The sequence below is a fragment of the Microbispora sp. NPDC046973 genome, from assembly GCF_040644495.1.
Taxonomy (GTDB): domain Bacteria; phylum Actinomycetota; class Actinomycetes; order Streptosporangiales; family Streptosporangiaceae; genus Microbispora.
Map to the genome: position 1 here is coordinate 1 of NZ_JBEYWQ010000026.1, position 11,127 is coordinate 11,127.

Annotated in this window: 14 protein-coding genes; 12 read left to right on the top strand and 2 right to left on the bottom strand. The window is 70.9% G+C overall.

Features of this window, described 5'->3' with window-relative positions; genetic code table 11:
- Nucleotides 1-363 (top strand): ATP/GTP-binding protein (locus tag ABZ860_RS33590; RefSeq protein ID WP_357228028.1); only part of this gene is annotated, 363 nt, incomplete at its 5' end.
- 125 nt (nt 364-488) lie between these two features.
- Nucleotides 489-2,036 (top strand): signal recognition particle protein, encoded by a 1,548-nt coding sequence (gene ffh, locus ABZ860_RS33595; protein WP_357228031.1) that lies wholly within the window; start codon nt 489-491, stop codon nt 2,034-2,036.
- A gap of 119 nt (nt 2,037-2,155) precedes the next feature.
- Here the strand turns inward: ffh and ABZ860_RS33600 are convergent, their stop codons facing one another.
- Nucleotides 2,156-2,839 carry a DUF4232 domain-containing protein gene (locus ABZ860_RS33600; RefSeq protein WP_357228033.1) on the bottom strand — a complete coding sequence of 228 codons (684 nt, stop codon included), beginning with the start codon at nt 2,837-2,839 and terminating at the stop codon, nt 2,156-2,158.
- A 265-nt stretch (nt 2,840-3,104) separates the two neighbouring features.
- Between ABZ860_RS33600 and rpsP the strand changes: the two genes are divergently transcribed.
- The 10 genes from rpsP to ABZ860_RS33650 all read left to right on the top strand — a co-directional run bounded on the left by rpsP (nt 3,105) and on the right by ABZ860_RS33650 (nt 9,746).
- Entirely contained in the window at nt 3,105-3,560 is a 456-nt protein-coding gene (gene rpsP, locus ABZ860_RS33605) for a 30S ribosomal protein S16 (protein WP_357228035.1), read from the top strand.
- Between the two features lies 1 nt (nt 3,561).
- Complete coding sequence (locus ABZ860_RS33610) at nt 3,562-3,804, top strand: RNA-binding protein (RefSeq protein ID WP_079320659.1); 243 nt, start codon at nt 3,562-3,564, stop codon at nt 3,802-3,804.
- 199 nt (nt 3,805-4,003) lie between these two features.
- Nucleotides 4,004-4,522 (top strand): ribosome maturation factor RimM, encoded by a 519-nt coding sequence (gene rimM, locus ABZ860_RS33615; RefSeq protein ID WP_357228037.1) that lies wholly within the window; start codon nt 4,004-4,006, stop codon nt 4,520-4,522.
- Nucleotides 4,523-4,531: 9 nt separating this feature from the next.
- Entirely contained in the window at nt 4,532-5,392 is an 861-nt protein-coding gene (gene trmD / locus ABZ860_RS33620) for a tRNA (guanosine(37)-N1)-methyltransferase TrmD (protein ID WP_357228040.1), read from the top strand.
- A gap of 153 nt (nt 5,393-5,545) precedes the next feature.
- Nucleotides 5,546-5,911: a 50S ribosomal protein L19 gene (gene rplS, locus ABZ860_RS33625; RefSeq protein ID WP_142560240.1), complete on the top strand. Its 366-nt coding sequence runs from the start codon at nt 5,546-5,548 to the stop codon at nt 5,909-5,911.
- Nucleotides 5,912-6,019: 108 nt separating this feature from the next.
- The gene (gene lepB, locus ABZ860_RS33630; RefSeq protein ID WP_357228043.1) at nt 6,020-6,868 is read left to right on the top strand and encodes a signal peptidase I; all 849 of its coding nucleotides are present in this window, start codon (nt 6,020-6,022) and stop codon (nt 6,866-6,868) included.
- A 27-nt stretch (nt 6,869-6,895) separates the two neighbouring features.
- A complete protein-coding gene (gene lepB, locus ABZ860_RS33635) occupies nt 6,896-7,621 on the top strand; it encodes a signal peptidase I (protein ID WP_357228045.1) in 726 nt (241 codons plus the stop codon).
- A gap of 78 nt (nt 7,622-7,699) precedes the next feature.
- The gene (locus tag ABZ860_RS33640) at nt 7,700-8,425 is read left to right on the top strand and encodes a ribonuclease HII (RefSeq protein WP_357228047.1); all 726 of its coding nucleotides are present in this window, start codon (nt 7,700-7,702) and stop codon (nt 8,423-8,425) included.
- A gap of 54 nt (nt 8,426-8,479) precedes the next feature.
- Nucleotides 8,480-8,803 (top strand): DUF2469 domain-containing protein, encoded by a 324-nt coding sequence (locus ABZ860_RS33645; RefSeq protein WP_030511723.1) that lies wholly within the window; start codon nt 8,480-8,482, stop codon nt 8,801-8,803.
- Nucleotides 8,804-9,326: 523 nt separating this feature from the next.
- A complete protein-coding gene (locus ABZ860_RS33650; protein ID WP_357228049.1) occupies nt 9,327-9,746 on the top strand; it encodes a M23 family metallopeptidase in 420 nt (139 codons plus the stop codon).
- A 237-nt stretch (nt 9,747-9,983) separates the two neighbouring features.
- On the opposite strand, the gene ABZ860_RS33655 is transcribed toward ABZ860_RS33650, so the two are convergent.
- Entirely contained in the window at nt 9,984-10,904 is a 921-nt protein-coding gene (locus ABZ860_RS33655) for a tyrosine recombinase XerC (protein WP_357228051.1), read from the bottom strand.
- Nucleotides 10,905-11,127 lie beyond the last annotated feature (223 nt).

Genomic DNA, 11,127 nt, shown 5'->3' on the forward strand with positions numbered 1-11,127 from the left:
TCGCTGGACCGGGATCTGATTTTGTATCTGTTCGGTACGCCGGGTCAGCATCGGTTCTGGTTCATGTGGGATGACTTGGTGCGGGGGGCGATCGGCGCGGTGGTGCTGGTCGACACCCGGCGGCTGGCCGACAGTTTCCCCGCGGTGGACTACTTCGAGGAGGCGCGGCTGCCCTTCGTCGTCGGCGTGAACGGCTTCGACGGGCAGTACACCCACGGGGAGGACGAACTGCGCGAGGCCCTGACGTTGTCGCCCCGGGTCCCGATCGTCCGCACCGACGCCCGCGACCGCGAATCGGTCAAGAGCACCCTGATCACGCTCGTCGAACACGCGCTGACGTCCCACGTGAGCGCGCTCCGGTGAGGACGGAACGGGCCGGACCGGCGATCTCGCTCCGGCGGCACGGGCGTGAAGGGCGTGCGGGCGGATAGTCTGGGGAGACTGATGGTTCACCGACCCGTCCACTCGCTTCGAGGCTGGCCAAACACGTGTTCGAGACGCTTTCCGACCGGCTGACTTCGGTCTTCTCCTCCCTTCGGTCCAAAGGCAGGCTTTCCGACGCCGACATCGACGCGACCTGCCGCGAGATCCGCATCGCGCTGCTCGAGGCGGACGTCGCGCTGCCGGTCGTGAAGGACTTCGTGGCCCGGGTCAAGGAGCGGGCCCGCGGCGCCGAGGTCTCCCAGGCGCTCAACCCCGCGCAGCAGGTCGTGAAGATCGTCAACGACGAGCTCATCGAGGTGCTGGGCGGCGAGACACGGCGGCTGCGCTACGCCAAGACCCCGCCGACCGTCATCATGCTGGCCGGTCTCCAGGGTTCCGGTAAGACGACCCTGGCCGGCAAGCTCGCCAAGTGGCTGCGCGACCAGGGGCACGCCCCGCTGCTGGTCGCCTGCGACCTGCAGCGGCCCAACGCGGTGCAGCAGCTCGCCGTCATGGCCGAGCGGGCCGGGGTGGCGGTGTACGCCCCCGAGCCGGGCAACGGCGTGGGCGACCCGGTCGCGGTGGCCCGGCAGTCGGTGGACCACGCGCGCCGCCAGCAGCACGACGTGGTCATCGTCGACACCGCCGGCCGCCTCGGCATCGACCAGGAGCTGATGAAGCAGGCCGCCGACATCCGCGACGCGGTCACCCCCGACGAGGTCCTGTTCGTGCTCGACGCCATGATCGGCCAGGACGCCGTGAGCACGGCTCGCGCGTTCATGGACGGCGTCGGCTTCGACGGCGTGGTGCTGACCAAGCTCGACGGCGACGCCCGAGGCGGCGCCGCCCTGTCGGTGCGGCACGTCACCGGCCGGCCGATCATGTTCGCCAGCACCGGTGAGAAGCTCGAGGACTTCGACGCCTTCCACCCCGACCGGATGGCGGGCCGCATCCTCGACATGGGTGACATCCTCACCCTGATCGAGCAGGCGCAGAAGACGTTCGACGAGCAGGAAGCCGCCAAGATGGCGGGCAAGCTCGTCTCCGGGGACGGCTTCACGCTGGAGGACTTCCTCGAGCAGATGATGATGGTGCGCCGCATGGGGCCCATCAAGAACCTGCTCGGCATGATGCCCGGCATGGGGCAGATGCGCGAGCAGCTCAACCAGGTCGACGACCGCGACCTGGACCGCATCGCGGCGATCATCCGCTCCATGACGCCCGGCGAGCGGCAGGACCCGAAGATCATCAACGGCTCGCGCCGGGCGCGTATCGCCAGGGGCTCGGGCGTGACGGTCACCGAGGTGAACAACCTGGTGGTCCGCTTCTTCGAGGCGCAGAAGATGATGAAGCGGATGACCCAGGGCATGGGCATCCCGGGCATGCCCGGCGGGCGCAAGCAGAAGGCGCAGAAGCCCAAGAAGGGGCGCCGTGTCAGCGGCGACCCGCGCAAGGCCGCGCTCGGCAAGGCCGGCGCGAACGCCGCGTCCTCGGACGCTCCGAAGCTGCCCAAGGGCTTGCTCGGCAACCTCGGCGGCGGCCAGCTGCCTCCCGGCCTGGAGCTGCCGCCCGGCTTCGACCCGTCGAAGCTGAAGCTGCCCGGCCAGAACTGACGCACCGGATCGCCCGCCCGCTCGCCGGTTCTCGGCGGGCGGGCGGATCGGTCTCAGGCCCGTGGAGGCGGCCTTGCGCAGGTGTCCTCGCACGGGTGTCGGAGGCTCGTGCGGCGTCCTCAGAGGCCGGCGCCCGGGGCCATCGGCCTGGCGTCGATCCTGCCGTCGTCGCACACCGTCGCGGTGAACGGGACCTCCAGGTGCGCCACCTCGTCCGGCGGAATGATCATCAGCCGCGCCGAGGCGGGACACCGGGTCTCGTGCCCGCTCGGCACCACGGTCCAGTGGAGCCGGGCGTGGGCGCTCGCCCCGGGCCGCAGCGTGACCCGGTGCGGGGTGACGCTCTCGCGGCGGGTGCGCGTACGCAGCACGTCGCCCCGGCCGTCGATGAGGACGAGCCCGACGAAGCCGTACACCCAGCAGGTCTTGGCCGAGGTGTTGGTCAGCACGAGCGGCGCGTAGCGGTTGCCCGCCGCCGGGTCCTGCCGTCCCACCCGGGCCCGCAAGCCGGTCGTACGGCACCGCTCGGGGGCGGCGCCCGTGCTTCGTGTGGCCGTGCTTCGTGTGGACATGGTCCGCGCCGCGGCGCCGTACCGGGCGGACGCGGCCGCCGCGGCGGTGGCCCGTCCCCTGTCCGCGGCGGGCGTGGTCGTGGTCCTGGTGTGCGTGATCGTCGTCGTGTGCGGGGTCGTCGTCCCGGCCGGGGGAGCGGCGGCGGTGGGCGTGGCGCCCGTGCCGCAGCCGGCGGCCAGCAGGGCGAGGGCCGCCGCTCCGGCCGTGAGGGTCTTGTTCGCTACTCGCATGACCGTTGGACGGCCCGCAGGTGCGATCAGTTCGCATGCCCGTTCCGGAGGCATGGGCGCATCCGTGCCGAAATCAGGGCGGCGGTCGAACCGTCCTTTGCGGAGCATGCGGAATCATCTGGCAGAATGTCAGGCTGGAACATCGTGACTAGGCGGGTGCCCTCTCACCCCCGCCGGTCGCGCCTGTCCCTCGGGCGGGCTCCCGTCGTGCCCCACTCGATGAGACACCGCTCACCCACGCTCTAATGCAGGAGAGACCACACCCGTGGCAGTCAAGATCAAGCTCAAGCGGCTCGGGATGATCCGCAACCCGCAGTACCGCATCGTCGTCGCCGACGCCCGGAGCAAGCGGGACGGCCGTGCCATCGAGGAGATCGGCCTGTACCACCCGAAGGAGAACCCCTCGCGCATTGAGGTGAACTCCGAGCGGGTGCAGTACTGGCTGGGCGTCGGCGCGCAGCCGACCGACCCGGTCCTGAAGATCTTCAAGCTGACCGGCGACTGGCAGCAGTTCAAGGGCGAGCCCGCCCCCGCCACGCCGCTCCAGGTCGCCGAGCCCAAGCCCGACCGGCACGCGGCGTACGAGGCCGCAGCCAAGGAGTCGCTCTCGGGTGACACCGGCGCCGCCGCCACCACGCCGAAGAAGGCCAAGAAGCCCGTGAAGGCCGAAGAGACCGCCGAGGCCCCGGCCGCGGAGGAGAAGCCGGAAGGCGAGGCCTGAGGTGCTCGAGGAGGCCCTCGAGCACCTGGTCAAGGGCATCGTCGAGCATCCGGACGACGTCCGGGTCCGCGCGCGGCGCATCCGCACCGGGCGCGTTCTCGAGGTCCGGGTCCATCCCGACGACCTCGGCAAGGTCATCGGCCGCGGCGGCCGTACGGCCAAGGCGTTGCGCACCGTCGTCAACGCGTTGTCGAACGGCAAGTACGTGCGGATCGACCTGGTCGACCTGGAAGAGGCGCGCTGAGCCGAACGACGCGTCCGGGGGACCCCGCACAGGGGTCCCCCGGCGTGTTTTCCGGCTCGGAACCGGCCTCTTCCAGGCGGTTCGCAGTAGTTCCAAGGTTCGCAGTAGTTCCAGGCGCGGTGACAGGACCGGTTCGAGCGGTGGCGCTCGAACCGGCACGGAGAAGCCGCGTTGAAGCGGTAGCGGAGGTAGGCGACAAGTGCAGCTAGTCGTGGGCAGGATCGGCCGCCCGCACGGCGTGCGGGGCGAGGTCACGGTCGAGGTGCGCACCGACGAGCCCGATCTGCGCTTCGCTCCGGGGGTGACGCTGGCCACCGACCCGGCGCCGGCCGGTCCGCTGACGGTGGAGCGGGCCCGGTGGCACAAGGGAATCCTGCTGCTGACCCTGGCCGGCGTGGAGGGCAGGGACGCCGCGGAGGCGCTGCGCGGCACGCTGCTCGTCGTGGACTCCGCGGACCTGCCGCCGATCGAGGACCCCGACGAGTTCCACGACCACGAGCTGATCGGCCTGACGGTGGTCACCACCGAGGGCGAGCGGGTCGGCGAGGTCAGCGACGTCCTCCACCACGGACAGGACCTGCTCGTGGTGACCCGTCCCTCCCGCGACGAGGCGTACGTCCCGTTCGTCAAGGCGCTCGTGCCCGAGATCGACCTCGGCAAGGGGATCCTCGTCGTCGACGCCCCGCCCGGCCTGCTCGACGCCGAAGAGGCGGAGTAGGGGCCGCAGATGCGCGTCGACATCATCTCGATCTTCCCGGAGTACTTCGCCCCGCTCGACGTCTCCCTCATGGGCAAGGCCCGCGAGCGCGGCATCCTCGACATCCACCTCCACCAGCTCCGCGACTGGACGCACGACGTCCACAAGACCGTGGACGACACGCCGTACGGCGGGGGTCCCGGCATGGTGATGAAGCCGGAGGTCTGGGGCGAGGCCGTCGACGCGGTGATCGAGGACGGGCAGGCCGCCTTCGGTGCGGACGCGCTGCCCCGGCTGATCGTCCCCACGCCGAGCGGCCGGCCGTTCACCCAGGAAGTGGCGCTGGAGTACGCCGAGGAGCCGTGGCTGCTGTTCGCCCCGGCGCGCTACGAGGGGATCGACTCCCGTGTCGTCGCCGAGTACGGCGAGCGTCTGCGCGCCGACGAGGTGAGCATCGGCGACTACGTCTTAGCCGGGGGAGAGGCGGCCGTCCTGGTGATGGTCGAGGCCGTGGGGAGGCTGCTGCCGGGGGTCCTCGGCAACGCGCGCTCCGTCGCCGACGACTCCTTCGCGCCGGGGGCCATGGCCAACCTGCTGGAAGGCCCCGTCTACACCAAGCCGCCCGTGTGGCGGGGGCACGAGGTGCCGGAGGTCCTGCTGTCGGGTCATCACGGCAGGATCGCCCGCTGGCGGCGCGACGAGGCGCTGCGCCGTACGCTGGACCGGAGACCGGAACTGGTCGCCAGGCTCGACCGGGACGGCCTCGACACGCACGACCGGCGCGTCATCGAGGAGTTCGAGGAACGTCTCGAGGAGCGCCGTGCCGCCGCCGCGGCTCGCACCGGGTTTCCCCCCGGGTTTCGCGCGGAGTCGGAAGATATGGCAGACTGAATCGCTGCTGCCTACTTCGTCGTGACCGGGTGCGCCCGGCTGAACGCGGCAGACAAGACGTATCAAGCCAAGCATGCGTGTCCCCCTCGTCGCCGGGCCCTCGGGCCGGCCGGGTGGACCTCCGCGTGCCCATGTCAATGAGGAACCGCCGCCATGCACACGCAGATCCAGGAGATCGAGAAGGCTGCCCTTCGCAGCGACGTACCGGCCTTCCGCCCGGGTGACACGCTGGAGGTCCACGTCCGCGTCGTCGAGGGCAACCGGTCCCGCATCCAGGTGTTCAAGGGCTTCGTCCTGCGCCGCCAGGGCGGTGGCATCCGTGAGACGTTCACGGTCCGCAAGGTCAGCTACGGCGTCGGCGTCGAGCGCACCTTCCCGGTTCACAGCCCCGTCATCGAGAAGATCAACGTGGTCACCCGCGGCGACGTCCGCCGGGCCAAGCTGTACTACATGCGTGACCTGCGCGGAAAGGCCGCCCGCATCCGCGAGAAGCGCGAGGCGCAGCCGGCCGGCAAGTAAGGCCTTGAAGATCGTGGTCCGTGCCTCAGGCGCGGGCCACTTTCTTTTTGCCGGTGATGCGGTGTCCCCGGCGCTCGCCGTCGCGGACATCATCTAGGCTCAGCAGCGATGGCTAGCGAGGGACAGGGGCCGGGCACGCGCCGCCCAGCCGAGGACGGGGTGGACGTGGTCGCCGAAGACGTCAAGCAGAACGCCGAGGACGGGAAGAAGAAAGGCTCGTTCTGGCGGGAGTTGCCCGTCCTGATCGTCGTCGCCCTCGCTCTGGCCCTGCTGATCAAGTCTTTCGTTGTCCAGGCGTTCTACATCCCGTCGGAGTCGATGGAGGACACCCTCCTCATCAACGACCGGGTGCTGGTGAACAAGCTGGTCTACCACGTACGCGACATCGAGCGCGGCGACATCGTGGTGTTCTCCGGCGTGGACTCCTGGGACCCCGAGGTGAAGCTCGAGGAGCCGTCCAATCCCATCGCGGCCGGGCTGCGCTGGCTCGGCACCGCGTTCGGGGTCGTGCCGGGGGAGAAGGACTACATCAAGCGGGTCATCGGCGTGCCGGGCGACAAGGTCAAATGCTGTGACAAGCAGGGCCGGGTCACGGTGAACGGCGTGCCGCTGAACGAGAAGTCGTACCTGTATCCCGGCGACGAGCCGTCCGGGCGCGAGTTCGAGGTCACCGTCCCGCCGGACCGCCTGTGGGTGATGGGCGACCACCGCTCGGTGTCCTGGGACTCCCGCCTGCACATGGGCGACCCTGGCGGCGGCACCATCCCCGCCGACAAGGTGATCGGCCGCGCGTTCGTCATCGTCTGGCCGTTCAACCGGGCCAAGATCCTGCCGATTCCGGAGACGTTCGCGCAGCCGGCGCTCCAGGCGGCCCTCGGGGCCGCGCCGTTCGTCGCGGGCTTCGCGGGGGCCGTGCCGCTGGTGGCCCTGCGCCGGCGGCTGGTGAGACGACGGTAGGACGAGACAGAGCCGGAGGAGGCAGCCGTGGGAGAGTCCGACGAGCGTCGCTTAGGCACCGCCGGGCCGGTCGGGTCCGCCGACGGCGTCCCGGAGGAATCGGCGGAACCGGAGGAACCGGCCGCTGGGGGCGAGGCGGCCGAGGACGAGCGGACCGACGGCGGGAAGAAGGACCGGCCCGCGAAGAAGAAGGGCTCCGGCCTTGTGGAGACCCTCATGTACACGCTCGGCGGGGTCGTCGTCGCCCTGCTGGTCCACACCTTCCTGCTGCAGTCGTTCTACATCCCGTCCGAGTCGATGCAGAACACGCTCCTGGTCGACGACTACGTGGTGGTCAACAAGCTCGCGTACAAGCTCGGGCCGGTGGAGCGCGGCGACATCGTGGTCTTCAAGGGCTGGGACGGCGAGGACACGATCAAGCGGGTGATCGGCGTCGGCGGCGACCACGTGAAGTGCTGCGACGCCAAGCACCGCATCACCGTGAACGGGACGCCGCTGGACGAGGAGGGCAAGTACCTCTACCCCGGGGCCGAGCCCTCCAGCATCGAGTTCGACGTCAAGGTCCCCCAGGGCCGGCTGTGGCTGATGGGCGACCACCGGAACAACTCGGCGGACTCGCGCTACAACATCGAAGACGGGCACCAGGGCACGATCTCCGAGGACGACGTCACCGGGCGGGCGTTCCTGCGCTACTGGCCGTTGAACCGGATCTCGTTCCTGTCCCGGCCCGACACTTTCTCCGTCGTACGCTGATCTCACCTGCGGCTTTGCCCTCGGCGGTGCTTCCGGCCGTATCGCTGGTCCCGAATGGGGCGTAATCTGCTTGTCGTCATGACAACTGCCTATCGCCCGCGCCCGAGTGTCGTACGACGGGACTCCGGACTCTACGGCTACGAGCGGGCCCTGGCCCGGCGGGGGTTCACGCCGGTCGCCGGGGTGGACGAGGCCGGTCGCGGCGCCTGCGCCGGGCCGCTGGTCGTCGCCGCGGTCGTGCTGGGGCGGGAGATCGACGGGCTGAGCGACTCCAAGCTGCTGACCGAGGCCGTACGCGAGCGCCTCTACGAGCGGATCACGGCGACGGCCCGGGCCGTGAGCGTGGTCGTGATCCCTCCCGAGGAGATCGACTCGCGCGGCCTGCACAAGTGCAACGTCGCGGGGATGCGGCGGGCCGTCGCCGGGCTGGGGCTCGTCCCCGGTTACGTCCTCGTGGACGGCTTCCCGGTGGCCGGGCTGCCCGCGCCGTCGCTGGCGGTGTGGAAGGGCGACCAGGTCGCCGCGTGCGTGGCGGCGGCCTCGATCGTGGCGAAGGTGACGAGGGACCGGCTGATGCACGGCCTCGACGAGGCCTACCCGCAGTACGGCTTCGCGCTTCACAAGGGCTACGTGACCCCCGGCCATCGGCGGGCTCTGGCGCGGCATGGGCCGTGCCCCCACCATCGGTTCTCGTTCGTGACGGTGGCCAGGGTGACTCGTGGGACAAGGATCCCGGCCGGGGGCCTGTGGACGGGGCAGGATGAGGACATGCGCGAGAATGAGGTTGGGACCGGTGTCGTCTGAACGGGTCGGCCTCGACAGTGGAATCCCGACGGGGAGCGGAAGAGGAGGACCGGGATGAGCGCGGAAGATCTCGAAAAGTACGAGACCGAGATGGAGCTGCAGCTCTACCGGGAGTACCGCGACGTGGTCGGCCTGTTCACCTACGTGGTCGAGACCGAGCGGCGCTTCTATCTCACCAACTCCGTCGATCTCGACGTCCGCACGGCCGAGAACGGCGATGTCTTCTTCGACGTGAAGATGCAGGACGCCTGGGTCTGGGACATGTACCGCCCGGCCCGCTTCGTGAAGAACGTGCGGGTGGTGACGTTCAAGGACGTCAACGTCGAGGAACTGGCCAAGCCCGACCTCGAGATGCCCAAGGAGGGCTTCTCGAGCTGATCGTGCGCGGCCTGTCCACAGAACGCCGTTCGGTCGCTGGGCGCGAGCCTTCGGGGCGCATCCTCGTGGCATGCGTCTCGTCGCGTACGTGCTCGTACTGGTCCTGCTGACCGCGGCTCCCACGACAACCGGCGCCATACGGCCCGTGGCCGCCACAGGCCCTATAGGGCCGTACGCGGCCGCGACGGCGAGGGCGCCGGGGGCCGTGAGGGTCCTGGCCCGCCGGTCCGCGAACGCGTTGCCGGCGAGGGCATCCCGGCCCGCGGATCCGTGGCCGGCGAGCGCACCCCGGTCTCCGGGCGCCAGGACGGCCGGACCGGCTCGGTTTCCCCTGCCGCCAGCCGGACCGCCGACGGGGCCGGACCGGGCCGAGGACCCCGGACCGGCGGGGACAGCCCGCTCTCGTGGGACCGCTCACTCTGGTGTGGCCGTGCGGCGGGTGGGGCCGCGCGAGCCGGACCCGACGGGGCCGCACGGGGAGGCGTCCGGCTGGCGGTGGCCGCTTTCCGGGCCCGCACGCCCGATGAGGCGCTTCGATCCGCCCCCGCAGCGGTGGCTCGCCGGCCACCGGGGCGTGGACCTGGCCGCGGGGCCCGGCGAGAAGGTCATGGCCGCGGGACCGGGAATCGTCGGCCTGGCGGAGCGGGTCGCAGGCCGGGGGGTCGTGACGATCTCGCATCCCGGCGGCCTGCGCACCACCTACCTGCCGGTCCGAGCCCTGGTCCGGCCTGGTGACGTCGTCGCGGCCGGTCAGGTCATCGGCGTCGTCGAGGAGGAGGCCGTCGCCCACTGCGCCGCCTCCTGCCTGCATTGGGGACTCCTGCGGGGACGTCTCTACCTGGACCCGCTCCTCCTGTTCGGCCGAGGTCAGGTCCGCCTCCTGCCCCGCTGGACAGCAGGGGCGGCCCGCCGGACAGCAGACGTGGCCCGCCGGGCGTCATGATGACCGAGAGGCTCGTGCCCCCGGCCCCTGGTTCTGGCGAGGCCGACGAACGGGGCGCGTCCGCGGCGCCCAGGCAGGGGCCAGACGGGGTGTCCCTGGTGTGATGTTCAGGCCCGGTGCCCGAGTGTGGTGCCAGGGCGTGGTGCTCGGGTGTGGTGCCCGCGCGTGGTGTGAGGGCGTGGTGTCAGGGCCTGGTGTCAGGGCGTGGTGCTCGGGTGTACTGCCGGGGTCCGGTGCTCAGGCGCGGGGGTGGGCCTGGCGGTAGGCGGCCCGCAGCCGTTCGATGGACACGTGCGTGTAGATCTGCGTGGTGGCCAAGGATGCGTGCCCGAGCATCTCCTGCACGGATCGCAGGTCGGCCCCGCCCTCGAGTAGGTGGGTGGCGGCGGTGTGGCGCAGCCCGTGCGGGCCCATGTCGGGGGTTCCCTCGACCTGGGCCAGACGGGCGTGCACGACACGCCGGACGGTGCCCTGGTCGATCCGGCCTCCACGGACACCGAGGAAGAGCGCGGGGCCGCTTCCTTCGCGAATCCACAGGGGCCTGCCCCGCACGCACCACGCGTCGAGGGCATGCAGGGCGGGCAGCCCGAAGGGAACAGTCCGCTCCTTGCGTCCCTTGCCCAGCACGCGGACCGTCCGGCGGTCCCGGTCCACGTCGTCCACGTCGAGGCCGCACAACTCGCTCACCCGCATGCCGGTGGCGTACAGCAGCTCCAGCATCGCCCGATCACGCAGGTCCCTGACGTCGCCTGGCCCCTGCGTGGACAGGACGGCCTCGGCCTCGGTCTGGTCCAGCACCTTCGGCAGCCGGCGTTCGGCCTTCGCCGTGCCGAGGAGCAGCCCGGGGTCGCTCGCCAGCCATCCTCGCCGGTGGCAGAAGGCGGTGAAGACCCGGGCGCAGGCGGAACGACGGGCCAGCGTCGCCCTCGATCGTCCGGCCTGGTGCTGGTCCCCCAGCCAGTCACGCAGGACGGTGACGTCAAGAGCGGACACGTCGTCGTGCCCGGCGGCCTTCATGTGCGCGAACAGCGCGGAAACGTCTCCGAGATACGCCCTCAGCGTATGCGGCGACAGGTCCCGCTCGAGGCGCAGATGCCGCTCGAACTGCTCAAGGACGGCGTCGAACTCCCCGGTTGCCTGCCTTTCGCCCGCTGCCACGACGTCGTCCCTTCCCCCTCGCCTCCGGCTCGATGCGGGTGCGCCCTGTTCCGTTGCGCCGTGTCTCACCGCAGCCTGTCATTGCCCGTTCGGCGGCGTCCGATGCGCATGAGCGCATCTGCCCCGGGAGCCCGCAGGGGAGGAGGCGGAAGACACGGCCATGATCCGCATGCTATCCACCGGACCCATCCGGGACGCTGGCCGAACCGGCGCGCGGTGCCGG

What these genes read in the sequence shown, in the direction of transcription:
- trmD (WP_357228040.1), top strand. Translation starts at nt 4,532, where the DNA reads ATGCGCGTCGACATCATCTCGATCTTCCCGGAGTACTTCGCCCCGCTC.
- ABZ860_RS33640 (WP_357228047.1), top strand. Translation starts at nt 7,700, where the DNA reads ATGACAACTGCCTATCGCCCGCGCCCGAGTGTCGTACGACGGGACTCC.
- ABZ860_RS33645 (WP_030511723.1), top strand. Translation starts at nt 8,480, where the DNA reads ATGAGCGCGGAAGATCTCGAAAAGTACGAGACCGAGATGGAGCTGCAG.
- ABZ860_RS33600 (WP_357228033.1), bottom strand. Translation starts at nt 2,839, where the DNA reads ATGCGAGTAGCGAACAAGACCCTCACGGCCGGAGCGGCGGCCCTCGCC.
- ABZ860_RS33650 (WP_357228049.1), top strand. Translation starts at nt 9,327, where the DNA reads ATGAGGCGCTTCGATCCGCCCCCGCAGCGGTGGCTCGCCGGCCACCGG.
- lepB (WP_357228043.1), top strand. Translation starts at nt 6,020, where the DNA reads ATGGCTAGCGAGGGACAGGGGCCGGGCACGCGCCGCCCAGCCGAGGAC.
- rplS (WP_142560240.1), top strand. Translation starts at nt 5,546, where the DNA reads ATGCACACGCAGATCCAGGAGATCGAGAAGGCTGCCCTTCGCAGCGAC.